Below are 26,575 nucleotides of genomic sequence, written 5' to 3'. Positions count from 1 at the left end.
CGTGGTACTCAGGCCTCGGTGGCGTACTTGGCCAGTTGCGGATCGCTCTTGAGCACCGCCAGGGTGTTGGAGTGGACAGTCTCGGCAGTCACGTCGGCGCTGCTGAAGATCTGCTGGAAGTGCTCGTGGGTGACGGCGGCAAAATGCGCGCGGTCTTCAGGCGCCACACCGAGGACCACGGCGTAGGTAGTCAGGGCTTCGCCCTGGCCCTGGGCCATGTCTTCGGAGAGCTCGTTCATCATGCCGTTCATGGCGAACCAGGATTTGCCGCCATAGGTGAGTGCGGCCTTGGTCGAGCAGCCGTTGGTGCCCGAGGTCATGCCGAAGGTTGCGTTGCCGGAGGTGCCGTTGGTGGTGGAGGCCAGGAAGTGGGCCGGTGTGCCGCGCTGGCCCTCGAACAGCAGGTTGCCCCAGCCGCAGTTCGGGCCGCCTGGCGCTTCGGCCATGGCGTTGATCGAGACAGCGGCGAACAGAGTACCCAGAAGAATCCGTTTCATAGCGTTGTTCTCTTTCTCAAGTGACGTACCAATGGTCAGGGTTCTGGCAACGCGGTTGCCAGGGCGGGAGGATTTCCATCCCCCTGCGCAGCTTGGAGTTTAGGCACGATCCAAAGGTTGCGTTGTTTATTGCGAAAAATTGCTTGCGTGATTGCCTGGCTTGGGCTGTGACATAAAGTCCCACGGAGCCTTGCCGCTGCGCGCTGGCAGCGCCAGAATGCCTTTCATCCGCCCCGCCGAAGTAAGGAAACCCAATGCCCGATCCTGTCGCCTCGCGCCTGCGTCTCGCGCCAGAAGCCCTGACCCGGCGTTTCTCCGCTGAACAGTTTGCTTTTTCCAATACCGACGATCTGGAGCCGTTTCGTGGTGTGCTGGGCCAGGAGCGTGCCGTCGAGGCCCTGCAGTTCGGCGTGGCGATGCCGCGCCCCGGTTACAACGTGTATGTGATGGGCGAGCCCGGCACGGGCCGGTTCTCCTTCGTCAAGCGTTACCTCAAGGCCGAGGGCAAGCGCCAGCACACCCCGGCCGACTGGCTGTACGTCAACAACTTCGAGGACTCCCGCGAGCCACGCGCGCTGGAACTTCCGGCTGGCAGCGCCCAGGCGTTCCTCGCCGACATGAACGGCCTGATCGACAACCTGTTGGCCACGTTCCCGGCGGTGTTCGAGCACCCTTCCTACCAGCAGAAGAAGAGCGCCATCGACCGCGCCTTCAACCAGCGCTATGACCGGGCGCTGGACGTGATCGAGCGTGCCTCGCTGGAGAAGGACGTGGCGCTGTACCGCGACAGCAGCAATGTCGCCTTTACCCCCATGGCCGATGGCAAGGCGCTGGACGAAGCCGAATTTGCCCAACTGCCTGAGGAGTTGCGCGAGCGCTTCCACGAAGACATTGCCGAGCTCGAGGAGCGCCTGAACGAAGAACTCTCCAGCCTGCCGCAATGGAAACGTGAATCGAACAACCAGTTGCGCCAGCTCAACGAGGAGACCATCACCCTCGCCCTGCAGCCGCTGCTGGCGCCGCTGTCGGAAAAGTACGCGGAAAACGCCGCGGTGTGCGCCTACCTGCAATCGCTGCAATTGAACCTGCTGCGCACCGTGGTCGAGCAACTGGTCGATGACAGCAAGACCGACGCGGTGGCGCGCAAGATGCTCGAGGAGCAGTACGCGCCCAACCTGGTGGTCGGCCACCCGGGCAAAGGTGGAGCTCCGGTGGTGTTCGAGCCGCATCCGACCTACGACAACCTGTTCGGTCGCATCGAATACAGCACCGACCAGGGGGCGCTGTACACCTCCTATCGCCAGCTTCGCGCCGGTGCGTTGCACCGCGCCAATGGCGGCTTCCTGATTCTTGAAGCCGAGAAGATGCTCGGCGAGCCCTTTGTCTGGGACGCGCTCAAGCGTGCCTTGCAGTCGCGCAAACTGAAGATGGAGTCGCCGCTGGGTGAACTGGGCCGTGTCGCCACCGTGAGCCTGACGCCGCAGGTGATCCCGCTCAGCGTCAAGCTGGTGATCATCGGCTCGCGCCAGCTGTACTACGCGCTGCAGGACCATGACCCGGATTTCCAGGAGATGTTCCGGGTGCTGGTGGACTTCGATGAAGACATGCCCATGGTCGACGAGAACCTGGAGCAGTTCGCCCAGTTGCTGCGCACCCGCACCAACGAGGAAGGCATGGCGCCGCTGACCAGCGATGCGGTGGCACGCCTGGCCACCTACAGCGCTCGCCTGGCCGAGAACCAGTCGCGCTTGTCGGCGCGTATCGGCGACCTGTTCCAGCTGGTCAGCGAGGCCGACTTCATCCGCCAGCTGGCCAGCGAGAGCATGACCGACGCCGGCCACATCGAGCGGGCCCTCAAGGCCAAGGCCCAGCGCACCGGACGGGTGTCGCAGCGGGTGCTCGACGACATGCTCGCCGGGATCATCCTGATCGACACCGAAGGCGCGGCAATCGGCAAGTGCAACGGCTTGACCGTGCTCGAGGTCGGAGATTCGGCGTTCGGCATGCCGGCGCGCATCTCTGCCACCGTCTACCCGGGCGGCAGCGGCATCGTCGACATCGAGCGCGAGGTCAACCTGGGGCAGCCGATCCACTCCAAGGGTGTGATGATCCTCACCGGCTACCTGGGCAGCCGCTATGCCCAGGAATTCCCCTTGGCGATCTCGGCGAGCATCGCGTTGGAGCAGTCCTACGGCTACGTCGATGGTGACAGCGCCTCGCTGGGGGAGGCGTGCACGCTGATCTCGGCGTTGTCGCGCACCCCGCTCAAGCAGTGTTTCGCCATTACCGGTTCGATCAACCAGTTTGGCGAGGTGCAGGCGGTCGGTGGGGTCAACGAGAAGATCGAAGGCTTCTTCCGTCTTTGCGAAGCCCGTGGCCTGACCGGTGAGCAAGGGGTGATCATCCCGCGTGCCAACGTCGCTACGCTGATGCTCGATGAGCGGGTGGTGCAGGCGGTCGAGGCCGGTCGCTTCCATGTCTATGCCGTAAGCCAGGCCGACGAAGCCTTGAGCCTGCTGGTTGGCGAGGAGGCTGGTGAGATGGATGACAAGGGCGAGTTCGCCGAGGGCAGTGTCAACGCCCGAGTGGTCGAGCGCTTGCGGGTGATTGCCGAAATGATCAGCGAAGAAGAAATCAAGGAAGCCGAGAAAGAGCGCCTGGAGGAGGTCATCGCCCAGGCCAAGCCCGCTTAAGTCAATAAACTGGCGCTGGAGGCTAAGTGCTACCGTTCAGCGCCAGTTTTCCAACTTTCGCCTCGGCTCGGCTACAGTGGAACTTAAGGACGTTGTCAGGGTTCAGGATGGAAACAGCCTGATGGTTTCAGGCTGAACAGGGCTTTACAGAGGGGACGCCGCCATGCGCAACCTCAGCCTCACCCGCCAGTGCCTGGGCCTGGTGACCCGCATCGAATGCAGCATCCGTCCGCTGGCCGGGGACAATGGCATGTGGACCTTGCTGTTCGCCGCCGGCATGGCCGGTGAACAACCCTCGGCGATCAAGGCCCAAGGCCCATTCCATGGGCCGATGGTGGCCGAATCGGTGATGAACGCCATCGTCGACAGCCTTACCCTTCATGGCTATCAGGTCGCTGAAGATCCGCAGATCTGGTGCCTGCACCTGCAGGCGCAGTTGCGTCGGATCAATGGTGAACGTTGCCGGAACCTTGGGGATTATCAGTTCCATCCCGAAACCTGATCCAATGATCTCATTGCCCGCAAGCTGCCACACACTTGACCTGTGTGAGCCGGCTTGCCGGCGATAGGGTATCGAGGATGTATCGGGCCTGCGGCAACTGACCGCAGGCTTTTGCTGTCACAGGTGGCTGGATATACTCGCGCTCGCTTTTCCAGTCACCTCACGAGTCCCCTACTGTCCATGGAACGTATCCTCGAAAACGCGATGTATGCCTCGCGTTGGCTGCTCGCCCCGATCTACTTCGGCCTCTCGCTGGGCCTGCTGGCACTGGCCTTGAAGTTCTTCCAGGAAATCATCCATGTCCTGCCCAATGTCTTCACCCTCGCCGAAGCCGACCTGATCCTGGTGATCCTGTCACTGATCGACATGTCGCTGGTTGGCGGCCTGCTGGTAATGGTGATGATCTCCGGCTACGAGAACTTCGTCTCGCAGCTGGACATTGACGAGAGCAAGGAAAAGCTCAACTGGCTGGGCAAGATGGATTCCTCGTCGTTGAAGATGAAGGTCGCCGCGTCGATTGTCGCCATTTCCTCGATCCACCTGCTGCGGGTGTTCATGGATGCGCAGAACATCTCCACCGACTACCTGATGTGGTATGTGATCATCCACATGACCTTCGTCATTTCGGCATTCGTCATGGGTTACCTGGATCGCATCACCAAGCACTGATCGTCTGCTCTCATCGCGGGCTAGTCCCGCGATGCTTTTCAGCTCCTGACGGATGGTGGCTTGTACTTTTAGCAGGTCTGTACAAAAAATGAGCACTCATGCGTGGTTCCCGCAGCGAGGTGCGCCCATGAACCTGCATCAGCTCAATACCGAGGCCAGGGCTGGCCATGTCGACGAACTCAACCTGATCGCCATCGAAGGCGGTGATTACCTGCTCGAGGCCCGGGTCAAGGGCCGCGCCCACCCACTCGACGACCCGCGTGGTCAACGCTTGCGCGTGCATTCGGTCGAGGATGCGCGCCTGCTTCTGCAATCGATCCCCCTGCTGTCGCTGAACCTGGTGCACTGGTCCGTGCAGGACGAGATGTGCGGCATGGGCACGCACCCGGAAGAAGACCTCAAAGTCCCGATTTCCCAGCGTTCGGCCTGGTAGCTGCTTCGCGCGGCGCCAGTGTGCTAGGCTGCTCGCCCTTTTCATCAGGGCGCGGATGCAGTGCGCCCTCAAGCGGAGCACGCCAATGTCCGAACTCATCCTGTCCACCGACGAATCCCGCGTCAGCTACGGCATCGGCCGTCAGCTGGGTGGCCAGCTGCGCGACAACCCGCCACCGGGCGTCAACCTGGACGCCATCGTCGCCGGCCTGACCGACGCCTTCAACGGCACCGACAGCCGTGTCAGCGAAGAAGACCTGTCGGCGGCCTTCAAGGTCATCCGTGAAGTGATGCAGGCCGAAGCTGCTGCCAAGGCCGAAGCCGCCGCTGCCGCCGGCAAGGAATTCCTGGCTGACAACGCCAAGCGTGAAGGCATCGTGACCCTGGCCTCGGGCCTGCAGTACGAAGTGCTGACCGCAGGCGACGGCGCCAAGCCGTCCCGCGAAGACAACGTGCGTACTCACTACCACGGCACCCTGATCGACGGCACCGTGTTCGACAGCTCCTACGATCGTGGCCAGCCTGCCGAATTCCCGGTTGGCGGCGTGATTGCCGGCTGGACCGAGGCCCTGCAACTGATGAACGCCGGCAGCAAATGGCGCCTGTACGTGCCGAGCGAACTGGCCTACGGCGCCCAGGGCGTCGGCAGCATCCCGCCGCACAGCACCCTGGTGTTCGACGTCGAGCTGCTCGACGTTCTGTAATACCTTCGGGGCCGCTTTGCGGCCCATTCGCGGGCAAGCCCGCTTCCACAGGAACAGCACAAGACCTTAGGTCGTTGCGATCAGTGTGGGAGCCGGCTTGCCGGCGATGGGGGCAGGCCTGCTAAATTCAGTTCCAATCCGTTCCCCCCGGGCGCAATGCCCGCGCATAGCAAAACAGGAACAGGTTCCTCACCAGTTCCTTGAGCACTCCTGGCTCACTCGAATTCAGCCCCATGAGGTCCAGGTCGCCCTGGTCGCGCAGTTCATCGAGCGCGTCTTCCTCGAGCACGGCGCAGACTTCGCCAGTCTCGCGATGCAGGATACGCAGGTAAGGGTGGGGGCGGTCGAGCCAGGCGTCGATCAGATAGGTCATGGCTACTCTCCTTGGATAGCGGTTCCAATGAGAATAATTCTTGTTATCAAAATAGCAAGAGACTATTGGAAGAATTCTTCCGAATGGTCCCGGCGATCCTGTTGCAGGATCTGTCAGGGCCGCCCGTTGGGCAGCCCCGAAGGGCAGGCGATCAGACCTTGCGCACGAACTCGGACTTGAGTTTCATCGCGCCGATACCGTCGATCTTGCAGTCGATGTCGTGGTCGCCGTCGCACAGACGGATGTTCTTGACCTTGGTGCCGACCTTGACCACCAGGGACGAACCCTTGACCTTGAGATCCTTGATCACGGTAACGGTGTCGCCGTCCTGCAGGACGTTGCCGACCGAATCCTTTTTCACCACGTCGTCGCTGGCGGCTTCGGCTTCGCCGTTGGCCGACCACTCGTGGGCGCATTCGGGGCAGATCAGTTGGGTGCCATCCTCATAGGTGTATTCGGAGTTGCATTGGGGGCAGGGTGGCAGAGTGCTCACGGCTTTTCCTTTCAAGTACAGGCGGGTAAAGGCGCACATTGTATAGGGTTTAGTGATTTCCTGCACAAAAGCATCGCGGGGCAAGCCCGCTCCCACGCCATGATGTGCTGGCGTGGGAGCGGGCTTGCCCCGCGATAGGGGTGATGCGATGTATCAGTGCGTACGCGCTACTGCAAACTCGCTCAGCTCTACCAGTGCATCCCGGTACTCGCTGGCCGGCAGCACTTCCAGGCAGGCAATGGCGCGGGCGACGTAGTCGCGGGCCATCTGCGCGGTGTAGTCCAGGGCGCCGGACGCCTCGACGGCGATGCGGATCTGCTCCAGGTCCTCCAGGCCACCCTTCTGGATCGCCTGGCGCACCAGCGCGGCTTGCTCCGCGGTACCTTCGCGCATGGTGTAGATCAGCGGCAGGGTCGGCTTGCCTTCGGCCAGGTCGTCACCGACGTTCTTGCCCAGGGTCTCGGAGTCGCCCTTGTAGTCGAGCAGGTCGTCGACCAGCTGGAAGGCCACCCCCAGGTGGTCGCCGAAGGTGCGCAGGGCTTCGCGCTGCGCGTCCGTGGCGCCGGCCAGGGCCGCGGCACTGTGGGTCGAGGCTTCGAACAGCATCGCGGTCTTGCCGCGGATGACGTCCATGTAGATTTCCTCGGTGGTGCTGGCATCACGCACGCGCGACAGCTGCAGCACTTCACCTTCGGCGATCACCCGGGTGGCCTTGGAGAGGATCTGCATGACCGGCATCGAGCCCAGCTCGACCATCATTTCGAACGAGCGCGAATAGAGGAAGTCGCCCACCAGCACGCTCGGCGCGTTGCCCCACAGGGCATTGGCGGTGGAGCGGCCACGGCGCATGCCGGACATGTCGACCACGTCGTCGTGCAGCAGGGTGGCGGTGTGCAGGAACTCGATGGTCGCCGCCAGCAGGCGCAGGTCGTCGCCCTCGCGCCCCAGGGCCTTGCCGCACAGCAGCACCAGCAGTGGGCGCAGGCGTTTGCCGCCGGCGGACGTAATATAGTCGCCGATCTTCGATACCAGCGGCACGCGCGAGGTCAGCTGCTTCTTGATGATCTCGTCGACGGCGCTGAAGTCATCAGCTACCGCGCGGTAGAAGGTTTGGGGTTGCATCGGCTGCTCCATTGAGGTTGCGCGGCATGCTAGGTCGCAGGTACCGGTGTGTCAAGGCGCGGTGGCCGTGGCCCCGGGCCGGTACTTGCAAGCATTTATGGGGTTGCGTACAATCGCGCACCCTAACTTCCTGGGCAGCACCTGCCTTACGCAATTGCACCGGGCCGTTCCAGCCCTGTGCAGCCATGCCAGCCAATACTCATCATATAAAGCGCTGGGTGAGCAGGATTATCGGAGAAATACCATGTCTTACGCAGTAATCGTTACCGGCGGCAAGCAGTACAAAGTCGCTGAAGGTGAATTCCTCAAGATCGAGAAACTGGAAGTCGCCACTGGCGAATCCGTGACCTTCGATCGCGTTCTGCTGGTCGCCAACGGTGAAGAAGTCACCATCGGTGCTCCAGTTGTTGCTGGTGCTAAAGTAGTGGCCGAAGTCGTTTCGCAAGGCCGCCACGACAAGGTTCGCATCATCAAGTTCCGTCGTCGTAAGCACCACATGAAGCGCATGGGCCACCGCCAGTGGTTCACCGAAATCAAAATCACCGGTATCCAGGCTTAATCGCCCCGATCCCCTGAATTTATTGGAGAATTGAACCATGGCTCACAAGAAGGCTGGTGGTAGTACTCGTAACGGTCGCGACTCAGAATCGAAACGCCTTGGCGTGAAGATGTATGGCGGTCAGGTCATCAAGCCTGGCAACATCATCGTCCGTCAGCGCGGCACCGAATTCCACGCTGGCTACGGCGTTGGCATGGGCAAGGATCACACCCTGTTCGCCAAGATCGAAGGCGTGATCAAGTTCGAGAAGAAAGGCGAGTTCATGCGCCGTTACGTGAGCATCGTCGCCGCTTAATCGCGACGTCGCTCCAGAAGCCCCGTCATGCGACGGGGCTTTTTCGTTTGTGGTGAGCCTCTTGCAAAGCTGTTTGTCTGGGCTGCCGGCGTTGGTTTCTGGTTCGTGCGGGGCCGCCGCGCTCATTTTTGCAAGAGCCTCATGGTTTTCTGGTTTTCGACTCGTCGTCCGACGAGAGGCGGTTTTGAATGAAGTTTGTAGACGAAGTATCGATCCGGGTAAAAGCCGGTGACGGCGGCAACGGTTGCATGAGCTTCCGCCGCGAGAAATTCATCGAGAACGGTGGCCCCAACGGCGGCGACGGCGGTGACGGCGGCTCGGTGTACATGGTGGCCGACGAGAACCTCAACACCCTCGTCGACTACCGCTATACCCGCCACCACGAGGCCCAGCGCGGCCAGAACGGCGGCAGCACCGATTGCACCGGCAAGAAAGGCGAGGACCTGTTCCTGCGCGTGCCGGTCGGCACCACCGTGATCGACGCCTCCACCCAGGAAGTGATCGGTGACCTGGTCACTCCTGGCCAGAAGCTGATGGTCGCCCAAGGCGGCTGGCACGGCCTGGGCAACACCCGTTTCAAGTCGAGCACCAACCGTGCGCCGCGCCAGACCACTCCAGGCAAGCCGGGCGACCAGCGCGACCTGAAGATGGAAATGAAAGTCCTGGCCGACGTCGGTCTGCTGGGCCTGCCGAACGCCGGCAAGAGCACCTTCATCCGCTCGGTCTCGGCTGCCAAGCCGAAGGTCGCCGACTACCCGTTCACCACCTTGGTGCCGAACCTGGGCGTGGTCAGCGTCGATCGTTGGAAGAGCTTCGTTATCGCCGACATCCCCGGCCTGATCGAAGGCGCCTCCGAAGGCGCGGGCCTGGGTATCCGCTTCCTCAAGCACCTGGCCCGTACCCGCGTGCTGCTGCACCTGGTCGACCTGGCGCCGCTGGATGGCAGCAGCCCGGCCGACGCCGCCGAGGTGATCATCAACGAGCTGGCGCAGTTCAGCCCGGCGCTGGTCGACCGTGAGCGCTGGCTGGTGCTGAACAAGGCCGACATGATCATGGACGACGAGCGTGACGAGCGCGTCAAGGAAGTGGTCGAGCGCCTGAACTGGGATGGCCCGGTGTACGTGATCTCGGCTATCGCCAAGCAGGGCACCGAGAAGCTCAGCCATGACCTGATGCGCTATCTCGAAGACCGCGCCGACCGCCTGGCCAACGACCCGGCCTACGCCGCAGAGCTGGCCGAGCTCGACCAGCGTATCGAAGACGAAGCCCGTGCCCAGCTGCAGGCCCTGGACGACGCCCGCACCCTGCGTCGCACCGGCGTCAAGAGCGTGCACGACATCGGCGACGATGACGACTGGGATGATTTCGAGGACGACGAAGACGGCCCGGAAATCATTTACGTGCGCGACTGATCGGTTGCAGTACACTAAACGCCGCTCTCTGGAGCGGCGTTTTTGTATCCAAGGTATCTACAGATTCGACATAGGTTGGAAGAGAAGATGCGAAGCAAGGTGACTGGCGCCAAGCGCTGGGTCGTGAAGATCGGCAGCGCGCTGCTGACCGCCGACGGCAAGGGCCTCGACCGGGGCGCCATGGCGGTTTGGGTCGAGCAGATGGTGGCCCTGCGTGAAGCGGGCGTGGAACTGGTGCTGGTCTCCTCCGGGGCCGTGGCGGCGGGCATGAGCCAGCTGGGCTGGACCACGCGACCGAGCGCGATGAACGAGCTGCAGGCCGCCGCCTCGCTCGGCCAGATGCGCCTGGTGCAGGCCTGGGAGTCGAGCTTCGGCGAGCACGGCAAGCACACCGCGCAGATCCTGCTGACCCACGACGACCTTTCCGACCGCAAGCGTTACCTCAACGCCCGTAGCACCCTGCGTACCCTGGTCGACCTGGGCGTGGTGCCGGTGATCAACGAGAACGATACCGTGGTCACCGACGAAATCCGCTTTGGCGACAACGACACCCTGGCGGCGCTGGTGGCCAACCTGGTTGAAGCCGACCTGCTGGTGATCCTCACTGACCGTGACGGCATGTTCGACGCCGATCCGCGTAACAACCCCGAAGCCCAGCTGATCTACGAAGCCCGCGCCGACGACCCGTCGCTGGACGCCGTGGCCGGCGGCACCGGCGGCGCCCTGGGCCGTGGCGGCATGCAGACCAAGCTGCGCGCCGCGCGCCTGGCCGCCCGTTCCGGTGCGCACACCATCATCATCGGTGGTCGTATCGAGCGCGTGCTCGACCGTCTGAAGGCCGGCGAGCGCCTGGGCACCCTGCTGTCGCCCGAGCGTGGCATGCTCGCCGCGCGCAAGCAGTGGCTGGCCGGCCATCTGCAGACCCGCGGCACCCTGGTGCTCGACGCTGGCGCCGTAAAGGCCCTGCGCGAATCGAGCAAGAGCCTGCTGCCGGTCGGCGTGAAGACCGTGCAAGGCAGCTTCCGCCGTGGCGAGATGGTGGTCTGCGTCGGCCCCGACGGCCTGGAAGTGGCCCGTGGCCTGGCCAACTACAGCGCCCTGGAAGCGCAGAAGATAATCGGCCAGCCGTCCGATGCCATCGAGAGCCTGTTGGGCTACAGCGCCGAGCCTGAGCTGGTGCACCGCGACAACCTGGTGTTGGTCTGAAGGAGATGCAAGTGCTTAAAGGATTGATTGCCGCCGCCGCGCTGGCGCTGCCGATGCTGGCCGAGGCCGAGGAAATCGGCCAGGTGTCCACTGTGTTCAAGTTCGTCGGGCCGAATGACCGCATCGTCGTCGAGGCGTTCGACGACCCGAAGGTCGATGGCGTGACTTGCTACCTGTCGCGGGCCAAGACCGGCGGCCTGAAAGGTGGGTTGGGTCTGGCCGAGGACCGTGCCGAAGCGTCGATTGCCTGCCGTCAGGTCGGGCCGATCCACTTCAAGGGTGAGCTCAAGGATGGCGAGGAGGTGTTCAAGGAACGCACCTCGCTGGTGTTCAAGACCATGCAGGTGGTGCGTTTTCTCGACAAGAAGCGCAATACGTTGGTGTACCTCGTGTACAGCGACCGCGTGATCGAAGGCAGCCCGCAGAATGCGGTGACGGCGATTCCGATCGTGCCTTGGGCTCAACAGTAACAGCCGGTTGAAATGATCGCGGGGCAAGCCCGCTCCCACAAGGCTCTGTGGGAGCGGGCTTGCCCCGCGATGCTTTTCGGTTTGAATCAGGCCAACTCCTCGGCCTCATCCTCACGCACGATCGCCTTCACCTCGTCGCGACGGCTGATGTACTTCCAGTCCGCCTCGTCGATGTAGATGCCGTTCGGCCCGCTACCACCTTCCAGGTCGATCGCCACCCGCGCCGACACCTGCGGCTTCACGCTCGCCAGGATCGGCACGAAGCCCAGCTGCTGGCTGGTCTCCAGCAACGCGGCCTGGTTGCGTTCGTCGATGTCCGCCGCTTCGTCGAGGTAGTACGGCAGGCGAATGCGCCCGGCCAGGTCGCGGTCCATCAGGTGCAGCAACAGATACATGTTGGTCAGCGCCTTGATGGTCATGGTGGTGCCGTTGGACGCGGCGCCATCGATGTCGGCGTGGATCACCGGCTGGCTGTTGATCTTGGTGATCTCGAAGGCCAGTTCGAACAGGTCTTTCAGGCCCAGCTGGTTGTGGTTGGCCGCCACCAGCCGCGCCAGGTACTCCTTGGCCTCTTCGTTCTTGTGATCCTGCTCGGCGCTCTGGGTCAGGTCGAACACCGACAGGGTCTCGCCTTCCTCGTACTGGCCGGCGCTGTGGATGATCTGGTCGATGTGCTTGAGCGCTTCCTTGTTCGGTGCCAGCACCACGCGGAAGCTCTCCAGGTTCGACACCTGGCGCTTGTTGATCTCGCGATTGAACAGCGCCAGCTGGTGCTCGAGGCTGTCGTAGTCGCTGCGGATGTTGCGCAGGGTCCGGGCAATGTCGGTGACCGCGGCGCGGCGGGCCTTGGCCAGGGTCAGCGCTTCCTCGGTGCGGTGCGAGTAGGCGTTGATCAGCAGCTGCAGGCGGCGTTCCATGTCGTCTTCGCTGTCGAACTTGGCCACGCCCTTCAGGCGCACCTGGGCGTACAGCGCCTCGATCTGGTTGTCCACGCGCTGCAGGGCCTGCCAGCTGTCCTGGTAGTCGTTGAGCAGCGGCAGCAGGTTGTCCATGGAGTCGTCGATCGCCTCCATGAACGGCGTGCCGAACGGCAGGTCGGCCGGCAGCAGTTGGCGACGGCGCAGGGCGTCTTCCAGGGTGCGCTGCTTGGCTTCCAGGTCGGCGATCTGTCGGCCCACCAGTTGCAACTTGGCCGACAGCTGCTGGACGCGCTCGGTGAAGGCGTCGCTGGAGCGCTTGAGCTCGTCCTGGGCCGCTTCCAGCTGGCCCAGCTGCTCCATTTTTTCTGGCTCTTCGGCGGCCAGGGTTTCGGTGCGGCGGAAGTCCTCCAGGGCCTTCTGCGCGTCCAGCACCTGTTGGTACAGCGCCTCGGTCTGCGCCTTGCTGGCGGCGCGGTCGAGGGCCACGGCTTGCTGGGTCTTGAGCTGCTTGAGCTCTTTCTCCAGGCGTTCCTTCTGGTCGCGCAGGGCGGCGCGGTCGGCCAAGGCCTGCAACGCGGGTGGGTCAATGTGCGAGATGTCGATGGACAGGCCTGGCACTTCGAAGCGCTCGCCCTTGAAGCGGTCGAGCACGCCTTCCAGGGTTTTCACCCACACGTCGCTGTCGTCCAGCTCGATGCCGCGGTCACCCATCGGCAGGCTGAACAGCGCGCCGTTGAACAGGCGCATCAGGCGGTCCACGTCCTGCTGCGAGAACTCTTCGCGCAGGCGGGCGTAGCTGTTGTTGTCGGCGTGGTCGAGCTGCTGCTTGACCGCCTTGACGCGTTTTTCCAGGTCGCGCACGCGCTCGTCGAGGTCTTCGGCGGAGAACTGCCGCGACTGGGCCAGGGCGCCGGCCAGTTCATCGTGGGCGTCCTTGGCGGCCAGCAGCTGCTGCTCCAGTACCTTGACGTCGGTGACCAGGGCGAAGCGGTGCTTGAGCACCGACAGCTCGCCCAGCCAGCGCTGGATACCGGTGATCTCGCGCTCCAGGCGCATCAGCTCCTGGGTGCCGCCGCGCTGGTCGTTCTGCAGGCGGTCCTGCTCGCCGCGGTAGTGCTCGGATTGGATTACCAGCTCTTCCTTGCGCGCCATGGCGTATTCCTGCCAGGTGCCCAGCAGGTTGTCGAGCAGCGGCGAGATGCGGTGCAGCTTGCCGCGCAGGATGTCGCGCTGGGCCACGCCGCCGGCCAGGGCCTCGACCAGCGGGCCGGCAGCCACCAGGGCGTTGTAGTCGCCCTCCATGCGGCGCACGTCGCGGAACGCCTCTTCACAGGCGGCGATGTAGTCGACGCTACCTGAACGCAGGCTGTGTTCGAAGGCGTCGAGGAACAGCTGCTTGAGCTTGGCGGCGGTGATTTCGCGCATGTGCAGCAGGTTGATGAACAGCGCGCGGAAGGTCTTCAGGCTCTGTTCGCTGGTCGAGCGCAGCGGGATCAAGGTCAGGTCCAGCGGCACCGAGGTGTGGCCGCCGACCAGCAGCCGGCGCAGTTCGTCCGGCTTGAGCTCGTAGGCCTTCAGGCCATGGCGCTCGAGGTTGGTGAACAGCTCTTTCTGGCGCAGGCAGGTATCGTCTTTCTGGTAGTGGGCCAGGTCCAGTTCGCCCTGGTAGGCGAAGAACTGGTGGCCGAAGCCGCCACCCGGCCCGCGGCCGACCACGCCGATCACGTGCGGGCCGTGGGGTAGGTTCAGCTCGCAGAGGATGTAGCTGGTGTCGGTGGCGAAGTAGAAGCGGCGTGACTGCTCCAGGCTGTACTTGCCAAAGCTCATGTCGGACATGCGCGCCAGGATCGGGAACTGCAGTGCGTTGATCGACGCCGATTTACCCAGGTTGTTTGCGCCATAGACCGACAGCGGGTGTTCCAGGGGGAACAGGCCGAGGCTGTAGCCAGCGGTGTTGAGCAGTGCGAAGCGGCGGATGCCGTAGCGTTCCTGGCTCATGCGTCAATCTCCTGTTGCTCTTCGCGGATCGCCCGGGCCAGGGCATCCTCTTCGCTTTCCTCGCCGTCGAACGGGGTGAGGTCGAGCGGGTCGTCGGTGCGGTTGAGTTCTTCGGGCGTCTCTTCCACCACCAGCACGGGTACCGGCAGCGGCAGGTCGCTGTGCAGGGTGGCGGCCAGGTCGCGGTCCTGCTGGACCGACAGGCATACGTCGAGGAAACGGTGCATCGGCGGCAGGAAGCGGTAGATGCCGCCTTCCTCGTGGGCAAAGCCGAGCTGGCTCATGCGGCGCATGATCTTTTCTTCGAGCTCGTCGACGGTCTGCACCTCGGCCTGCAGGAACAGGTCGCGGTACTTGTCCAGCAGCGACGGCAGTTCGTCGCGGCCGATGCTGCCACCGTCGAGCACGGCCATCGGGTCACGTCCCTGGTCGGCGAGGTGCTCGACCAGGATGAAAGTGAACAGCGACAGGCGCTGGGCGGTCTTGTTGACCTGCGCGGCGGCCTGCTCGGGGACGAAGTAGTAGAAGCCGCGGGTATCGCACACCAGCTCGAAGCCCAGGGCCTTGAACAGGGTGCGGTACTGGTCCTGGAAGTTCGACAGCTGGGCGTACAGCTCCGGGTCGCGGCGGCTGACGTGGAAGCCCTTGAACAGCTCGCGGAAGATCGGCGCGAGCTGGGACAGTTCGGAAAGATCAAGATGCATGGGTGGGGCTCGCGGTGGATTCGGTCGTGGTCGCCGGCTTGTCGCGGCTGGAGGTCAGGGCGAAGGAACGCAGGCTGACCAGGTGTTCGCGGGTGAGGTATTGCTGGCGATCGAGGCGCTCGCGGCTGAAGCGTTTCTCGCGCGACAGGCGCGAGAACCAGTACAGCAGTTCGTCGGTGGCGCCTTCAGGCTCCTGTTCCAGCAGCCAGACCATCAGGTCCGGTAGCGGCAGGGCGTCTTCGCAACGTTCGAGCATTTCCTTGACCGTGCGCGGGGCGCGGGGCAGCGGGCCCTTTTGCGTCTTGTGCGCCTTGGGGAAGCGCGCGGGCTTGGGCTCGAAGCGGGCCAGGGCGTAAACGTAGGCCTCGACCTGGCTGGCGCTGCCGAGGAAGGTGCTCTGCGGGCGGGTGAACATCGGCATGGCCGCCTGCGGCACGGCGTCGATGCCCTTCTTGCGGATCACCGACAGGGCCAGGGCGGCGCCTCGGGTCACGGCGTTGTGCCGGCGCGCCTCCTCACGCAGCGGCAGCAGCAGCTCGCGGGCGTGGCGCAGGGTCAGCTGGGCGCTGGTCTGCATCTCGAGGATGCGCGCGTGGGTGCGCAGCAGCATGTCGTCGTCGACCAGGTGGCCCAGGCGCGCCTGCTCGCCCAGCAGGCGCAGCAGCACGGTCTCGACCTTGCGCACGCCCTGCTCGAAGGCGCCATCGGCGTTGACCAGCTGGATCATCGGCTCGACGTACTCGTCCCAGGTCGCCAGCACTTCGGCGTAGCGCTGGCGCAGAGGGATCTGGCGGTTGCTGGTTTTGGCCCGCTCGGCCACTGCCACCAGCGCCTGCTCGTCGTTGTCGAGCTTCTTCAGTACATCGCGCACGCGCATGTCGAGCAGGCGCAGCTGGCGCGCCAGGTCGTCGCTGTCGCGGTTGTCGAAGGCGTCCTGGATATGCCCGGCCAGGCGCTCCAGGTGGCGCAGGTAGGCCTCGATCTCCAGGCACAGGCCCAGCCGGTGCTCGCGGCGCAGGTAGGCGAGGAAGTCGTGGATCTGCGCGTTGAGCTCGAAACGGTTGGGGCTTTTGGCCACCGGGACCAGGATGTCCAGGCGGATCCACACGTCAAGCAGCTGGGTGATGTCCTGCGGGGTGCTTTCCACCTGCTGGCGGGCCAGTTGCTGGCGCAGCTCGACCAGGCTCAGGGTGCCCTGGTCGAAGCGCTCGCACAGCGGCTCGATCAAGGCCCAGTGTTCGGCTAGGGCGCGCAGGACGCGCTTGGGTTCGATCATTGGCGGGTCGACTCGTTGCCAAATAAAAGCGGCGATTGTACTGCATCCGGGGGGGAGGATTTCACCCCTTGGTCTGTTATGGGGATAACCCTGATCCTTTTGGGGGATTCACCGGCCTCATCGCGGGGCAAGCCCGCTCCCACGTCCTAAGGCAGGCGTGGGAGCGGGCTTGCCCCGCGATGGCCGACAATCTGTTGCGGCGCATCCAGGTCAACAGCGTTAGAATGCCCGACTGTTTCGACTATCCACCGGATACCCGCGCCTTGCTGATCGAGTCCCGCCGCCGCGCCTACCTGTCCGCCATGCAAGTGGTGCACTGGCTGCCGCGCGCCGAACTGCCGTTCGCCGCGCCGTCGCGGCCAGAGCTGCTGTTACCGGTGGCGCCGGTCGATGAGGTTGACTTCGAGGTGAGACCGGCCGCTCCTGCAGCTGCGCCGAGCGCCACCCCGGCAGCCCCTCAGGCGCGTGCCGAGCGGCCGAAGATCGAGATCCCGCGCCCGGGCAGTGCGCCGAAACCCGCCGCCAAGCCGGTCGAGGCCGAGGCAGAGCCCCCCGCGCCGCGTCCGGCGCCTGTGCCACCGCCACGCTTCGCCCTGCAGTTGCTGCGTGCCGGCGACTGTCTGCTGCTGGTGGAACTGGCCACCGGCCAGCCGTTCCAGAGCCGCGACCCGTCCTACCTGCTGCTCAAGGACATGCTACGCGCCGCCGGCCTGCCGGACGCCCCGCAGATCATTGGCGAGCCAGTACGCTGGCCGTTGCTGATGCGCGGCAACATGGACCAGGGCCCGGACGCCGCCCGGGACTTTGTCCAGGGCTTTATCGCCGCGCGCCTGGAAGAGGCGCCGTGCGCCTGCCTGTGGCTGATCGGCCTGCCGGCCATTCGCTTCGCCGGCCAGGCCGACGACGAAGCCTATTACCGAGAACTCAAGGTCGACCTGCTCGGCGATGCCTGGGCCTTGCCCGGCCTTGAACTGTTGATGGACGAGCCGCAGCGCAAGGCGGACGTCTGGAAAGCCATGCGCCAGCTGATGGCGCGCTGGAAATGTGTTGAATGAGTGACTCGATCAGTTTCCGCCCGGCGACCGAGGCGGATCTGGATACCCTGCTGAAGATCGAATATGCCGCCTTCAGCCATCCCTGGACCCGCGGCATCTTTCAAGATGCACTGAAGTCCTACGAAGTGTGGCTGATGTTCGACGGCCAGCAGCAGGTCGGCCACGGCGTGATCAACGTGATCATCGATGAGGCGCACCTGCTCAACATTACCGTCAAGCCGGAAAACCAGGGCTGTGGCCTGGGCCTGCGCCTGCTCGAACACCTGATGGCGCGGGCCTACCAGCTCAATGGTCGCGAGTGTTTCCTGGAAGTGCGCGCCAGCAACCAGTCGGCGTATCGCTTGTACGAGCGCTATGGCTTCAATGAAGTCGGTCGGCGCCGTGACTACTATCCGATGGCGGGTGGGCGGGAAGATGCGCTGGTGATGGCCTGTACGCTGCTCGAAGATTGATTTCGCGAGCTGTCTTGTAGTGGGGCCGCTACGCGCCCATCGCTGGCAAGCCAGCTCCCACAAAGATGGCGTCAGGCGCCCGGTGAGGGCGCCGGCTTGCCGGCGATAGGGCCGCATCGCGGCCCCTTGTGCAAGTGACTCAGATCTCTGGGTGCTGCACTTCGATTGGTTTACGCAGATCTCGCAAGCTGCGCGTCACCGCCCCGGTATTGCACTTGGCCGCCGCCTGCTCCGGGGTCATCTCGCGAATGGTGCGGTAGAACAGTTCGCAGGTCTGCTTCTTCTGGGTGACCTGCCACTTGCTGGTGCAGGCATCCAGGGTGAGCTTGGCATCGGTCTGGGGGTTGCGCCCCATGCCGGCCTGCCAGCAGGCTGCGGAGAGGTCCTGGCCCATCATCTTTAAACCGGCCGCGTCGGCCTTGTCCTGGTCGCCGTCGTAGCTTTTCGGGTCGGCGGCGTACCAGATCGCGCTCGGGTGGTTGGCGCCGAGCACGGGCACCTTGGCGCTGTTGGCCTCGGGGCTGATGCTCACCAGGCCGAGCACGTTCACCTTCGGCCCATACTGTTGCTGGATCCAGGCCCGTACCGGCGCGCCGAACGCGACCATCGGCAAGGCGCCTTTGCCATCGTGGGTCAGGGTCACTTCCTTGACCATGCGCACCTGGTAGTCGTTGAAGTAGCTGTAGACCCCTTCCAGGTCCTTGCCGGCGCTGGCCGGCGCGGCGATCGGGGCGATGTCGACGATGGTCTGGTAGGCCGGGGTCTGGGTAGCCTCGATACCATTGAAGGTCAGAAGCTCCGCCCAGCGGTCGGTGGTGTTGGACTTGAGGTAGTCCTGGTAGCGGGTCAGCGAATAGTCCGGCGGGAAGTGCAGCAACTCGATGCTGCGGCGATTCTCCAGGGCCATGCCCAAGGGCAGGAACAGGTACCAGCTATAGTCCCAGCCGCCTTTCTGGTTGAGGCGGGTGGCGCCCTGGTAGGCCAGCTCGCCGCTGTCGAGCAGCTTGCGCAAGGGTTCGATATAGCTGGCCGGCACGCCGGTGATGCTGGCGTGCAGCTTGTCGTTGTCGCGGTTCACCGTGACCTTGGCATTGGCATAGCCGTCGCGCTGCACGCTCTGAGTGAGGTAGTGCTCGACGGTCTTCTCCAGTGACCAGTCGCGGTAGCAGATCACGTTGCAGTTGTTGGGGTATGCGAACAACCGGGTGACCCGCTGGGCATCGCCCAGGTCGATCTGCGCGTCGGCCATGGCCAGGCCGCTGAAGGCGAGGGCGGCCAGGCCCGATACAGCAATCTTGTGCATGCTTAACTCCTTGTCAGTGGCCGCCAGGACGGCGGACTGCCCATGGTGGATGAAGAGGTGGGGGAATGAAAAGCGCCAGGATATGGCTATTGGCTAGCGCGCTGGTCGGGCTGGGTACGGTCCAGGCCGATGAACGTGATGTGTGGATGTTCGCCCAGTGGGCCGGGGACCACGAGAACCGCCGGTTTCGTGAAATGCTGGTGGACGCCCGGCTGTATGGCGTGGTGCCGATCCATCAGTTGCTGCGCTCGGCCTCGGACTGGCGCCTGTGCCAGGCTTCACCCTTTGCGGTGCCGCCGGCGAGCCATTGGCCGGCGGTGCGCTCGACGCTGGCCTTGATCCAGACCCTGGACCAGCAGGGTGTCCTGCGTCAGTTCGAAGTGGTGTCGGCCTACCGCGATCCCCGGCTCAATGCCTGTGCCGGCGGCGCGCCGAGCAGCGCGCATATGCGCGCCTTCGCCGTCGACCTGCTGCTGCCGCCCTGGGCCGACCCGAACCCGCTGTGTCGTTTCTGGCAGCAGCACGGCCGTGCCTGGAACATGGGGCTTGGCCGTTACCCCTCGGGGCGCATCCATATCGACACGGCCGGCTATCGCACCTGGGGCGGCGATGGCGGGGGCGGTTCGTCGTTCTGCAGCAAGCCCAGGTGAGCGAGGCAGATACGGCATTCTTGACCGACCCACTGGGCGAAGCGCTGGCGCTTGCTGCCGTCGTCCAGTGGTAGCGGGCTGAGCAGGTGATAGCTGGAGCCGTCGCGCAAAAAGCCGAAAGGGGCCTCCATCTGGCCGTTGTTCAGCTCATCGCACACCATCAGTGCCGAGGCGATGGCCATCCCCATGCCGGCGCTGGCGGCCTGCAGCGACAGGTAGAAGTGCTCGAAGTCGCTGCGTGTCCTGTGCGGGAGGTGCTGGCCGCTCAGGCGCAGCCACGTCGCCCAGGCATCTGGGCGAGTGCTGCTATGGAGCAGGCGTTGGCCGTTGAGGTCTGGCCTTGCTACCGGCCCGATCCATTCATCGCAGATTTTCAGGCTGTGCAGCTGACGATCCCAGTGGAAGTCGTCCCGGCGCAGTGCCAGGTCGATGCCGCCACGGGCGAAGTCCACCGGCCCACCGGCCGCCACCAGATGCAGTTGCAGGTCGGGGTGTGCGGCGTGAAAGCGCGGCAGGCGCGGGATCAGCCAGCGCATGGCGATGGTCGGCTCGCAGGAGACCACCAGCACGTTGTCTTCAGCCTGCTGTTGCAGGCGCTGCACGGCGCCCTCCAATTGCTCGAAGATCGACTGGGTGGTGCTGTGCAGCTCGCGACCGGCGGGGGTGAGAAAGATTGCCCGGTTGCGCCGTTCGAACAAAGCCACGCCGAGGCTTTCCTCGAGCAGGCGCACTTGGCGGCTGACGGCGCCGTGGGTGACATGCAGGTGCTCGGCGGCGCGCACGAAGCTTTCAGTGCGGGCGGCGATGTCGAAGTAGCGAAAGGCGGTAAGGGGAGGCTGTTTCATGGGCTGGCCTGTTCTGGCTTTATCGCGGGGCGAGCCCACTCCCACGAGTGCGGCGTGAAGCACGCGTGGGAGCGGGCTTGCCCCGCGATAGGCCAGTCGATTCAATGCAGATAGGTGAGTAAAACTAGCAGATTAGCCAGACTATAAATCGATTTTTACTCGTTCCAGGTAACAGGATAATCCCATCTTCCGTGAATTTTCATCGAGGATCCCTGTTTGTGAACGAACTCATCGCCGTTGCCCTGTTCACCATCCTGGCCGTCATCAGCCCTGGTGCCGACTTCGCCATGGTTACCCGCAGCAGTTACGCGCAAGGCCGCAAGGCCGGTCTCGCCGCTGCGGCGGGCATCGCCCTGGGTGTGCAGGTGCATGTGCTGTACACGGTGCTCGGCATTGCCGTGATCATCAGCCAAACCCCCACACTGTTCCTGGCCATGAAGGTGGTAGGGGCGGGCTACCTGCTCTACCTGGGCTACAAGTCGCTGACCAATACCACGCGCATTGAGCTAGACGGCCTGTCGCAAGGTGCGTCCAGTGTGGCGAGCGCGTTGCGCACGGGCTTTCTGACCAACGCCTTGAACCCCAAGACCATGCTGTTCGTGGTCAGCGCCTATACCCAGGTAGTGCGGCCGGGCAGCCCGCTGGCGCTGGACTTCGCCTATGGTGCGTTCATGTCGTTCGCCCATTGGGCCTGGTTCAGCCTGGTGGCGGTGTTCTTCTCCAGTGCGCGATTGCGTGCGGCGATGATCGAGCGTCAGCGCACGGTTGACCGGGTAATCGGGGTGGCCTTGATCGGCCTGGGGCTGGCCGTGGTGGTGGCGGGAGTGAAGTAACGTTTTCGCGGGCAAAGAAAAAGGGCTTATCTTTCGATAAGCCCTTTTAGAAGGTGGTGGCTACACAGGGACTTGAACCCCGGACCCCAGCATTATGAATGCTATGCTCTAACCAACTGAGCTATGTAGCCAACTTGGCGCGCATTATTAGCTCGAATCGCGATCCTGTCAACAACGTTTTCAAAAAAATTTTCCAACCTTTCAAACGCTTAGCCGAGAAGGGCGCTTCAGCGCACGATCAGCCAGTGGCCAAACAGGTTGTGCAGGCGCAATTGCTGATCGGCGGCCAGGCGCTCGAGGCTCTGCGCCGGGTGGTCGAGGTCGAAATCACCGCTGACCCGCTGGTAGGCCGTTGGCTCGTTCATCATCCAGACACGCTGGCCACGGTAGTTGGCCAGGCGCTCCAATATTTCGCCCAGCGGCAGGTTCCGGGCCTTCAACTGACCGTTGCGCCAGGCATCGACCAGCTTGGCGTCGATCTTCTCGACGGAATTGATGCGGGATTCACTGAACGTCACCCGTTCGCCGGCGCTGACCATGCGCTGGTCACCGCCCTGCAGGACCGCGGCCTTGCCGCTGAGCACCACCAGTTCGTCGTACTCGGCATGGCGGGCGATCTGCAGGCGAGTGCCGAACACCTGGATCCGGGTGTCATCGACCTGCACCTCCATGGCCCGGCCATCGAGCCTCACCTCCAGGTAGACCTGGCCCTGCACCAGGTGCAGTTGGCGGGTGCGGCCACGCAGGTCGACATTCATCGCGCTGGCGCTGTCCAGGTGCAGGGTCGAGCCGTCGGCCAGGCGCACGCTGCGGCGTTCGCCGCTGTCGGTGTGCAATTCGCTGCCCAGGCGCTGCATCAGCGGCCAGTAAATCCAGGCGAGTGCCGCCACCAGCATCAGGAACAGCAGCGCCAGGCACAGCCCGGCACGGCTGCGGCGCACCTTGGCGACCCGTGGTCGTGGCCGGGCTGCCGGCACCTGCAACTGCTGCCAGTAAGCTTCGAGCTGGGCATACGCCCTGGCGTTGAGCGGGTCCTGGCACCAGCTGGCGAACGCCTGGCGCAGGGCCTCGTCACAGCCGGGTTGGCGCAGGCGCGAGAACCAGTCCAGGGCTTCCTGCTCGGGGTCGGGCGTGGGCTGCAAGGCGGGCATCGGGCTCATGGGATCGGTCTGCTCGCAGAGGGCGGGCGGTTTCGCCCAGCGTTCACAGGGAAGAGGAGAAAGGATGCTAAATATATTGAGAATTATTTACAAGTACGTGTCGGATGGAAGGCTCGCGCAAATAAAAAGGTAGCTTCGTATCTATTTGTTTCACGATAATCGGATCCCAACCCGCAGACGGACATCCAGCCCATGGCCATCAGCAGCACACCGACTTCCAGCGCGAGTAGCCCGGCAAACCCGGCCACGCCGCTGGTGATGAGCATCATTGGTTTCTGCGCCCTGGCGCACCTGATCAACGACCTGATCCAGGCGGTTCTGCCGGCGATCTACCCGATGCTCAAGGCCAACTACAACCTGAGCTTCGCCCAGATCGGCCTGATCACCCTGACCTTCCAGATCACTGCCTCGTTATTGCAGCCGTGGGTGGGCTTCTTCACCGACAAGCGGCCCACGCCGAACCTGTTGCCGCTGGGCACCCTGTGCACCCTGGTGGGTATCGTGATGCTGGCCTTCGTTGGCAGTTTCCCGATGATCCTGCTGGCCTCGGCGCTGGTGGGCATCGGCTCCTCGACCTTCCACCCGGAGACTTCGCGCATTGCCCGGCTGGCCTCGGGCGGGCGCTTCGGCCTGGCCCAGTCGAGCTTCCAGGTTGGCGGCAACGCCGGCTCCGCCCTTGGCCCGTTGTTGGCGGCGGCAATCGTCATTCCCTTCGGCCAGACCCACGTGGCCTGGTTCGGCGTGGCCGGGCTGTTCTTCTTTGCCGTGACCCTGATGCTGCGCCGCTGGTACAAGGAGCACCTGAACCAGGCCAAGGCGCGCAAGGCGGTGCAGGCCACCCACGGCATCTCGCGCCAGCGGGTGATGATGGCCTTGGTGGTGCTGGGCCTGCTGGTGTTTTCCAAGTACTTCTACATGGCCAGCTTCACCAGCTACTTCACCTTCTACCTGATCGAGAAGTTCCAGCTGTCGGTGGCCAGTTCGCAGCTGCACCTGTTCCTGTTCCTGGGCGCGGTGGCGGCGGGCACTTTCTTCGGCGGGCCCATCGGCGACCGCATCGGGCGCAAGGCGGTGATCTGGTTCTCGATCCTCGGCGTGGCACCGTTCACCCTGGCCCTGCCCTATGCCGACCTGTTCTGGACCACCGTGCTCAGTGTGTTGATCGGCTTCGTGCTTGCTTCGGCGTTCTCGGCCATCGTGGTGTATGCCCAGGAGCTGGTGCCGGGCAATGTGGGGATGATCGCCGGGATCTTCTTCGGGCTGATGTTCGGTTTCGGCGGGATCGGCGCGGCGCTACTGGGATATGTGGCCGACCTGCGTGGGATCGAATATGTGTACGGGGTTTGCTCGTTCCTGCCGTTGTTTGGGTTGCTGGCGGTGTTTTTGCCGTCTACTGGCAAGCGCTGAGGCGCAGCGGGGACTGTACTGCGTCCAGTCAGTCCCAATTCCTCCCATGAGGCCAAAGCATTCCGACTGAGGGCATCGTGACCATACAGTGATTGTTACGGTCTACCTGTGATTTTTGTCAGTAGTAAGGACTGTATCTTCGTGGAACTATTATTGCATTATCCAAGCGGCAGACGGTTTGCATGACCACGATCAGAGATAGACAGCAATCAAACCTATTGGCAATCGATAGCTCAGCCTCTGTTGTCGGGTACGCAGATCATCATGTCAGCTACACCCCACATGGATATAAAAGGCAAGTGCGTATGTCAGGAATTGCGTTCAAGGGGCAGCACTTGGACGCAGCAACAGAGCGGTATCCCTTAGGTAATGGATATCGTTTCTATAGCCCAATCCTGATGCGCTTCTGCTCTCCTGACAGTGAAAGCCCGTTTCGATTGGGAGGGGTCAATATTTATGCTTTCGTATCTGGGGATCCTGTGAATGGTGCGGACCCGACGGGGCATTTCAACTGGACGAAGATGCTGAAATTACTCGGTAAAGACTATGGCGGGAAAGGCCAGGTCATAGATGGAATCATGGTGTTCTACTCCGAACAGCCCGATCAATCAGGTGAAACTGTTCTCAATGTTCTTACCCATGGACAGCCCGGCTTATTATTGGGTGACGAACTAGGCTACACCCCAGATCGGCTAAAAACTCTGCTTGAAGACAACGGGATTTCGCTGAAGGGGCAGAAAACACATGTGATGGCTTGCTACTCGGCGGCAGCATTGCCTTCAGGGGGAGCATCTTTTATTCAGGAATGGTCAAACATCACTGGGGCTCAGACGACGGGGTACATGAAGGGAGTACCTACGCCTCGCTCGGTAGATGGAGATAATCACCATGCGGTCGTGTTGCCAGTGCTTCCTGTGTTCAAGCAGCTTCTTAGTCTCAGTTCCAAGCCTATTTCAGTAGAGCCGTCTGATACGTTAACAGGGATTCGCAGTGATAGGCCGGCAGGGCGCCACGCTAGGCGTTGAGTTGTGCATGCTTCGAGTACCCAATTGACGACTCTGCACTCCCTGGCCTAGAGTGCCGCCTCCTCAATCCCTGCGTAGCCGATGCAATGCGCCGTACCCGTAGTCCCCGCCCGCACCGCCAGCCTGTCGCCCCGACGGCGCGCCGCGCGTGGCCGAGCGACACGGTGCTCAAGCGTCGACGCAGCGTGCTGTTCGCCTTCACCTTCTCGCCACACCTTGCCCTGAACTGATCCGCGCCCCTGCGTAGCGCGCCATTGCGGCGTGATTGCGGGCGTCTGCGTTCGAACATCTTTCAGCGGATTTTCCAGTCGGCCAGGGCCAGAGCCCCTGCGCGCCGGCTTGCAAGGAGTGGTACATGAACATGCGTTTGCTGGCGGGCCTGTTGTTCGCCGTGTCGGTGGTCGGTTTCAGCCTCGGGGCGAGCCTGCCGCTGGTGTCGTTGCGCTTGCACGAGGCCGGGGCGGGAACCCTGGAGATCGGCATCATCTCGGCGATCCCGGCGGCCGGCATGATGCTCTCGGCGTTCATGGTCGATGCCTGCTGCAAGTACCTGACCCGCCGCGTCATCTACCTGCTCAGCTTCAGCCTGTGCACCCTGAGCATCGCCTTGCTCGAGTGGGCCTTCGACTCGATGCTGTGGTTGGCGCTGCTGCGCCTTGGGCTGGGCATCGGCATGGGCATCGCGATCATCCTTGGCGAGTCGTGGGTCAACGAGCTGTGCCCGGAGCACAACCGCGGCAAGATCATGGCGCTGTATGCCACCAGCTTCACCGGCTTCCAGGTGCTTGGCCCGGCGTTGCTTGCGCTGTTGGGCGCCAATAGCCCATGGCTGACCGGCGTGGTCACCCTCTGCTATGGCCTGGCCTTGCTGTGCATCCTGTTCACCGTGCCCAACGATCATGTCGAGCATGAGGAAGACGCCAAGAGCTTCGGCCTGGCCGGTTTCTTCCGTGTGGCCCCGGCCTTGTGCGTGGCGGTGCTGTTCTTCTCGTTCTTCGATGCCGTGGTGCTGTCGCTGCTGCCGGTGTACGCCACCAGCCATGGTATCGCCGTGGGCGTGGCGGCGCTGATGGTGACCGTGGTGTTCGCCGGCGACATGCTCTTCCAGTTGCCGCTGGGCTGGCTCGCCGACCGGGTCGAGCGTACCGGGCTGCACCTGGTGTGCGGGCTGGTGGCGATGAGTATCGGTATCGCCTTGCCGTGGCTGCTGCAGATGACCTGGCTGCTATGGCCGCTGCTGGTGGTGCTCGGCGCGGTGGCGGGGGGCATCTATACCTTGGCGCTGGTACTGATCGGGCAGCGCTTCAAAGGCCAGGACCTGGTCACGGCGAACGCCAGCGTCGGCTTGCTGTGGGGCGTCGGCAGCCTGGTCGGGCCACTGGTCAGCGGCGCGGCGATGGACGTGGCGCCCCATGGCTTGCCCATGGCGTTGGCGCTGATGGCGGGACTGTTCGTGTGCTTCGCCCGCCAGGCTTATCGCCGGGCAGGCAAGCTTCAGGCAGTGGCGGACTGATCCCCAG

Annotated in this window: 28 protein-coding genes and 1 tRNA gene; 18 read left to right on the top strand and 11 right to left on the bottom strand. The window is 63.5% G+C overall.

Features of this window, described 5'->3' with window-relative positions; all coding sequences use genetic code 11:
- Window positions 1-8: 8 nt before the first annotated feature.
- Window positions 9-497 carry a DUF3015 domain-containing protein gene (locus tag LOY42_RS22835; RefSeq protein WP_023630569.1) on the bottom strand — a complete coding sequence of 163 codons (489 nt, stop codon included), beginning with the start codon at window positions 495-497 and terminating at the stop codon, window positions 9-11.
- Window positions 498-751: 254 nt separating this feature from the next.
- On the opposite strand from LOY42_RS22835, the gene LOY42_RS22830 reads away from it, so the two are divergent.
- The 5 genes from LOY42_RS22830 (at window position 752) to LOY42_RS22810 (ending at window position 5,497) form a co-directional block, all read left to right on the top strand.
- Window positions 752-3,190: a Lon protease family protein gene (locus LOY42_RS22830; RefSeq protein WP_102683864.1), complete on the top strand. Its 2,439-nt coding sequence runs from the start codon at window positions 752-754 to the stop codon at window positions 3,188-3,190.
- Window positions 3,191-3,353: 163 nt separating this feature from the next.
- Window positions 3,354-3,692 (top strand): hypothetical protein, encoded by a 339-nt coding sequence (locus LOY42_RS22825; RefSeq protein WP_023631147.1) that lies wholly within the window; start codon window positions 3,354-3,356, stop codon window positions 3,690-3,692.
- 180 nt (window positions 3,693-3,872) lie between these two features.
- Complete coding sequence (locus tag LOY42_RS22820; protein ID WP_023631146.1) at window positions 3,873-4,361, top strand: TIGR00645 family protein; 489 nt, start codon at window positions 3,873-3,875, stop codon at window positions 4,359-4,361.
- Between the two features lie 127 nt (window positions 4,362-4,488).
- Entirely contained in the window at window positions 4,489-4,794 is a 306-nt protein-coding gene (locus LOY42_RS22815) for a DUF6482 family protein (protein ID WP_046857188.1), read from the top strand.
- An 85-nt stretch (window positions 4,795-4,879) separates the two neighbouring features.
- Window positions 4,880-5,497, top strand: a complete 618-nt coding sequence (locus LOY42_RS22810; RefSeq protein WP_139668536.1) for an FKBP-type peptidyl-prolyl cis-trans isomerase — start codon at window positions 4,880-4,882, stop codon at window positions 5,495-5,497.
- A gap of 127 nt (window positions 5,498-5,624) precedes the next feature.
- On the opposite strand, the gene LOY42_RS22805 is transcribed toward LOY42_RS22810, so the two are convergent.
- The 3 genes from LOY42_RS22805 to LOY42_RS22795 form a co-directional block, all read right to left on the bottom strand.
- Complete coding sequence (locus tag LOY42_RS22805) at window positions 5,625-5,870, bottom strand: hypothetical protein (RefSeq protein ID WP_038707330.1); 246 nt, start codon at window positions 5,868-5,870, stop codon at window positions 5,625-5,627.
- Between the two features lie 151 nt (window positions 5,871-6,021).
- The gene (locus LOY42_RS22800) at window positions 6,022-6,363 is read right to left on the bottom strand and encodes a zinc ribbon domain-containing protein YjdM (protein WP_046857186.1); all 342 of its coding nucleotides are present in this window, start codon (window positions 6,361-6,363) and stop codon (window positions 6,022-6,024) included.
- A gap of 153 nt (window positions 6,364-6,516) precedes the next feature.
- Entirely contained in the window at window positions 6,517-7,485 is a 969-nt protein-coding gene (locus tag LOY42_RS22795; RefSeq protein ID WP_102683861.1) for a polyprenyl synthetase family protein, read from the bottom strand.
- Between the two features lie 244 nt (window positions 7,486-7,729).
- Between LOY42_RS22795 and rplU the strand changes: the two genes are divergently transcribed.
- The 5 genes from rplU to LOY42_RS22770 all read left to right on the top strand — a co-directional run bounded on the left by rplU (window position 7,730) and on the right by LOY42_RS22770 (window position 11,427).
- Complete coding sequence (gene rplU / locus LOY42_RS22790; RefSeq protein WP_003247466.1) at window positions 7,730-8,044, top strand: 50S ribosomal protein L21; 315 nt, start codon at window positions 7,730-7,732, stop codon at window positions 8,042-8,044.
- Between the two features lie 37 nt (window positions 8,045-8,081).
- On the top strand, window positions 8,082-8,339 hold the full coding sequence (gene rpmA / locus LOY42_RS22785) for a 50S ribosomal protein L27 (RefSeq protein WP_003247464.1): 258 nt from the start codon (window positions 8,082-8,084) through the stop codon (window positions 8,337-8,339).
- A gap of 188 nt (window positions 8,340-8,527) precedes the next feature.
- Window positions 8,528-9,751: an Obg family GTPase CgtA gene (gene cgtA / locus LOY42_RS22780; protein WP_023631407.1), complete on the top strand. Its 1,224-nt coding sequence runs from the start codon at window positions 8,528-8,530 to the stop codon at window positions 9,749-9,751.
- A gap of 87 nt (window positions 9,752-9,838) precedes the next feature.
- A complete protein-coding gene (gene proB / locus LOY42_RS22775) occupies window positions 9,839-10,957 on the top strand; it encodes a glutamate 5-kinase (protein ID WP_139668537.1) in 1,119 nt (372 codons plus the stop codon).
- A gap of 5 nt (window positions 10,958-10,962) precedes the next feature.
- Window positions 10,963-11,427 (top strand): CreA family protein, encoded by a 465-nt coding sequence (locus tag LOY42_RS22770; RefSeq protein ID WP_139668539.1) that lies wholly within the window; start codon window positions 10,963-10,965, stop codon window positions 11,425-11,427.
- 86 nt (window positions 11,428-11,513) lie between these two features.
- Here the strand turns inward: LOY42_RS22770 and mksF are convergent, their stop codons facing one another.
- Genes mksF through mksB form a run of 3 tightly spaced genes read right to left on the bottom strand, consistent with a single transcriptional unit; the run spans window position 11,514 to window position 16,325 of the window.
- Window positions 11,514-14,345: an Mks condensin complex protein MksF gene (gene mksF, locus LOY42_RS22765; RefSeq protein ID WP_258599405.1), complete on the bottom strand. Its 2,832-nt coding sequence runs from the start codon at window positions 14,343-14,345 to the stop codon at window positions 11,514-11,516.
- The gene (gene mksE / locus LOY42_RS22760) at window positions 14,342-15,049 is read right to left on the bottom strand and encodes an Mks condensin complex protein MksE (protein ID WP_046857180.1); all 708 of its coding nucleotides are present in this window, start codon (window positions 15,047-15,049) and stop codon (window positions 14,342-14,344) included. Before mksE ends, mksF begins: the two co-directional genes overlap by 4 nt.
- The gene (mksB, locus tag LOY42_RS22755) at window positions 15,039-16,325 is read right to left on the bottom strand and encodes an Mks condensin complex protein MksB (RefSeq protein WP_046857179.1); all 1,287 of its coding nucleotides are present in this window, start codon (window positions 16,323-16,325) and stop codon (window positions 15,039-15,041) included. The genes mksE and mksB overlap by 11 nt, the downstream gene beginning before the upstream one ends.
- 263 nt (window positions 16,326-16,588) lie before the next feature.
- On the opposite strand from mksB, the gene LOY42_RS22750 reads away from it, so the two are divergent.
- Together LOY42_RS22750 and rimI are read left to right on the top strand one after the other, a co-directional pair.
- Window positions 16,589-17,380, top strand: coding sequence for an energy transducer TonB (locus LOY42_RS22750; RefSeq protein WP_258601325.1), 792 nt, complete (start codon window positions 16,589-16,591; stop codon window positions 17,378-17,380).
- A complete protein-coding gene (gene rimI / locus LOY42_RS22745) occupies window positions 17,377-17,832 on the top strand; it encodes a ribosomal protein S18-alanine N-acetyltransferase (RefSeq protein ID WP_046857177.1) in 456 nt (151 codons plus the stop codon). The genes LOY42_RS22750 and rimI overlap by 4 nt, the downstream gene beginning before the upstream one ends.
- A 139-nt stretch (window positions 17,833-17,971) precedes the next feature.
- Here the strand turns inward: rimI and LOY42_RS22740 are convergent, their stop codons facing one another.
- Window positions 17,972-19,135 carry a hypothetical protein gene (locus LOY42_RS22740; protein WP_258599402.1) on the bottom strand — a complete coding sequence of 388 codons (1,164 nt, stop codon included), beginning with the start codon at window positions 19,133-19,135 and terminating at the stop codon, window positions 17,972-17,974.
- Window positions 19,136-19,200: 65 nt separating this feature from the next.
- On the opposite strand from LOY42_RS22740, the gene LOY42_RS22735 reads away from it, so the two are divergent.
- Complete coding sequence (locus LOY42_RS22735; protein WP_258599400.1) at window positions 19,201-19,785, top strand: D-Ala-D-Ala carboxypeptidase family metallohydrolase; 585 nt, start codon at window positions 19,201-19,203, stop codon at window positions 19,783-19,785.
- Here LOY42_RS22735 and LOY42_RS22730 read toward each other — a convergent pair.
- Window positions 19,725-20,630 carry a LysR substrate-binding domain-containing protein gene (locus tag LOY42_RS22730; protein ID WP_258599398.1) on the bottom strand — a complete coding sequence of 302 codons (906 nt, stop codon included), beginning with the start codon at window positions 20,628-20,630 and terminating at the stop codon, window positions 19,725-19,727. The two genes, LOY42_RS22735 and LOY42_RS22730, sit on opposite strands and share 61 nt — an antisense overlap.
- A gap of 218 nt (window positions 20,631-20,848) precedes the next feature.
- Between LOY42_RS22730 and LOY42_RS22725 the strand changes: the two genes are divergently transcribed.
- Complete coding sequence (locus LOY42_RS22725; protein ID WP_198755556.1) at window positions 20,849-21,463, top strand: LysE family translocator; 615 nt, start codon at window positions 20,849-20,851, stop codon at window positions 21,461-21,463.
- A gap of 54 nt (window positions 21,464-21,517) precedes the next feature.
- Here LOY42_RS22725 and LOY42_RS22720 read toward each other — a convergent pair.
- Both LOY42_RS22720 and LOY42_RS22715 read right to left on the bottom strand, forming a co-directional pair.
- Window positions 21,518-21,594 (bottom strand) — tRNA-Met (locus tag LOY42_RS22720).
- Window positions 21,595-21,690: 96 nt separating this feature from the next.
- A complete protein-coding gene (locus LOY42_RS22715; RefSeq protein WP_198755565.1) occupies window positions 21,691-22,614 on the bottom strand; it encodes a FecR domain-containing protein in 924 nt (307 codons plus the stop codon).
- Between the two features lie 201 nt (window positions 22,615-22,815).
- Here LOY42_RS22715 and LOY42_RS22710 point away from each other — a divergent pair, with 201 nt between their 5' ends.
- The 4 genes from LOY42_RS22710 to LOY42_RS22695 all read left to right on the top strand — a co-directional run bounded on the left by LOY42_RS22710 (window position 22,816) and on the right by LOY42_RS22695 (window position 26,568).
- A complete protein-coding gene (locus LOY42_RS22710; RefSeq protein WP_258599395.1) occupies window positions 22,816-24,030 on the top strand; it encodes an MFS transporter in 1,215 nt (404 codons plus the stop codon).
- A 305-nt stretch (window positions 24,031-24,335) separates the two neighbouring features.
- Window positions 24,336-25,055 (top strand): RHS repeat-associated core domain-containing protein, encoded by a 720-nt coding sequence (locus tag LOY42_RS22705; protein WP_408981065.1) that lies wholly within the window; start codon window positions 24,336-24,338, stop codon window positions 25,053-25,055.
- Between the two features lie 86 nt (window positions 25,056-25,141).
- Entirely contained in the window at window positions 25,142-25,285 is a 144-nt protein-coding gene (locus LOY42_RS22700; protein ID WP_258599391.1) for a hypothetical protein, read from the top strand.
- Window positions 25,286-25,410: 125 nt separating this feature from the next.
- A complete protein-coding gene (locus LOY42_RS22695; protein ID WP_258599390.1) occupies window positions 25,411-26,568 on the top strand; it encodes an MFS transporter in 1,158 nt (385 codons plus the stop codon).
- The last annotated feature ends 7 nt before the right edge of the window (window positions 26,569-26,575 follow it).

It is taken from the genome of Pseudomonas sp. B21-023 (assembly GCF_024749165.1).
Classification (GTDB): domain Bacteria; phylum Pseudomonadota; class Gammaproteobacteria; order Pseudomonadales; family Pseudomonadaceae; genus Aquipseudomonas.
Note: the sequence above shows the minus strand (reverse complement) of the source record. Positions and strands in the feature narration are given on the sequence as shown.

What these genes read in the sequence shown, in the direction of transcription:
- mksE (WP_046857180.1), bottom strand. Translation starts at nt 15,049, where the DNA reads ATGCATCTTGATCTTTCCGAACTGTCCCAGCTCGCGCCGATCTTCCGC.
- LOY42_RS22830 (WP_102683864.1), top strand. Translation starts at nt 752, where the DNA reads ATGCCCGATCCTGTCGCCTCGCGCCTGCGTCTCGCGCCAGAAGCCCTG.
- LOY42_RS22810 (WP_139668536.1), top strand. Translation starts at nt 4,880, where the DNA reads ATGTCCGAACTCATCCTGTCCACCGACGAATCCCGCGTCAGCTACGGC.
- cgtA (WP_023631407.1), top strand. Translation starts at nt 8,528, where the DNA reads ATGAAGTTTGTAGACGAAGTATCGATCCGGGTAAAAGCCGGTGACGGC.
- LOY42_RS22820 (WP_023631146.1), top strand. Translation starts at nt 3,873, where the DNA reads ATGGAACGTATCCTCGAAAACGCGATGTATGCCTCGCGTTGGCTGCTC.
- rplU (WP_003247466.1), top strand. Translation starts at nt 7,730, where the DNA reads ATGTCTTACGCAGTAATCGTTACCGGCGGCAAGCAGTACAAAGTCGCT.
- LOY42_RS22705 (WP_408981065.1), top strand. Translation starts at nt 24,336, where the DNA reads ATGTCAGGAATTGCGTTCAAGGGGCAGCACTTGGACGCAGCAACAGAG.
- mksB (WP_046857179.1), bottom strand. Translation starts at nt 16,325, where the DNA reads ATGATCGAACCCAAGCGCGTCCTGCGCGCCCTAGCCGAACACTGGGCC.
- mksF (WP_258599405.1), bottom strand. Translation starts at nt 14,345, where the DNA reads ATGAGCCAGGAACGCTACGGCATCCGCCGCTTCGCACTGCTCAACACC.
- LOY42_RS22795 (WP_102683861.1), bottom strand. Translation starts at nt 7,485, where the DNA reads ATGCAACCCCAAACCTTCTACCGCGCGGTAGCTGATGACTTCAGCGCC.
- LOY42_RS22730 (WP_258599398.1), bottom strand. Translation starts at nt 20,630, where the DNA reads ATGAAACAGCCTCCCCTTACCGCCTTTCGCTACTTCGACATCGCCGCC.
- LOY42_RS22735 (WP_258599400.1), top strand. Translation starts at nt 19,201, where the DNA reads ATGAAAAGCGCCAGGATATGGCTATTGGCTAGCGCGCTGGTCGGGCTG.
- LOY42_RS22835 (WP_023630569.1), bottom strand. Translation starts at nt 497, where the DNA reads ATGAAACGGATTCTTCTGGGTACTCTGTTCGCCGCTGTCTCGATCAAC.
- LOY42_RS22770 (WP_139668539.1), top strand. Translation starts at nt 10,963, where the DNA reads ATGCAAGTGCTTAAAGGATTGATTGCCGCCGCCGCGCTGGCGCTGCCG.
- LOY42_RS22715 (WP_198755565.1), bottom strand. Translation starts at nt 22,614, where the DNA reads ATGCCCGCCTTGCAGCCCACGCCCGACCCCGAGCAGGAAGCCCTGGAC.
- rpmA (WP_003247464.1), top strand. Translation starts at nt 8,082, where the DNA reads ATGGCTCACAAGAAGGCTGGTGGTAGTACTCGTAACGGTCGCGACTCA.
- rimI (WP_046857177.1), top strand. Translation starts at nt 17,377, where the DNA reads ATGAGTGACTCGATCAGTTTCCGCCCGGCGACCGAGGCGGATCTGGAT.
- LOY42_RS22825 (WP_023631147.1), top strand. Translation starts at nt 3,354, where the DNA reads ATGCGCAACCTCAGCCTCACCCGCCAGTGCCTGGGCCTGGTGACCCGC.
- LOY42_RS22740 (WP_258599402.1), bottom strand. Translation starts at nt 19,135, where the DNA reads ATGCACAAGATTGCTGTATCGGGCCTGGCCGCCCTCGCCTTCAGCGGC.
- LOY42_RS22805 (WP_038707330.1), bottom strand. Translation starts at nt 5,870, where the DNA reads ATGACCTATCTGATCGACGCCTGGCTCGACCGCCCCCACCCTTACCTG.
- LOY42_RS22695 (WP_258599390.1), top strand. Translation starts at nt 25,411, where the DNA reads ATGAACATGCGTTTGCTGGCGGGCCTGTTGTTCGCCGTGTCGGTGGTC.
- proB (WP_139668537.1), top strand. Translation starts at nt 9,839, where the DNA reads ATGCGAAGCAAGGTGACTGGCGCCAAGCGCTGGGTCGTGAAGATCGGC.
- LOY42_RS22700 (WP_258599391.1), top strand. Translation starts at nt 25,142, where the DNA reads ATGCGCCGTACCCGTAGTCCCCGCCCGCACCGCCAGCCTGTCGCCCCG.
- LOY42_RS22815 (WP_046857188.1), top strand. Translation starts at nt 4,489, where the DNA reads ATGAACCTGCATCAGCTCAATACCGAGGCCAGGGCTGGCCATGTCGAC.
- LOY42_RS22710 (WP_258599395.1), top strand. Translation starts at nt 22,816, where the DNA reads ATGGCCATCAGCAGCACACCGACTTCCAGCGCGAGTAGCCCGGCAAAC.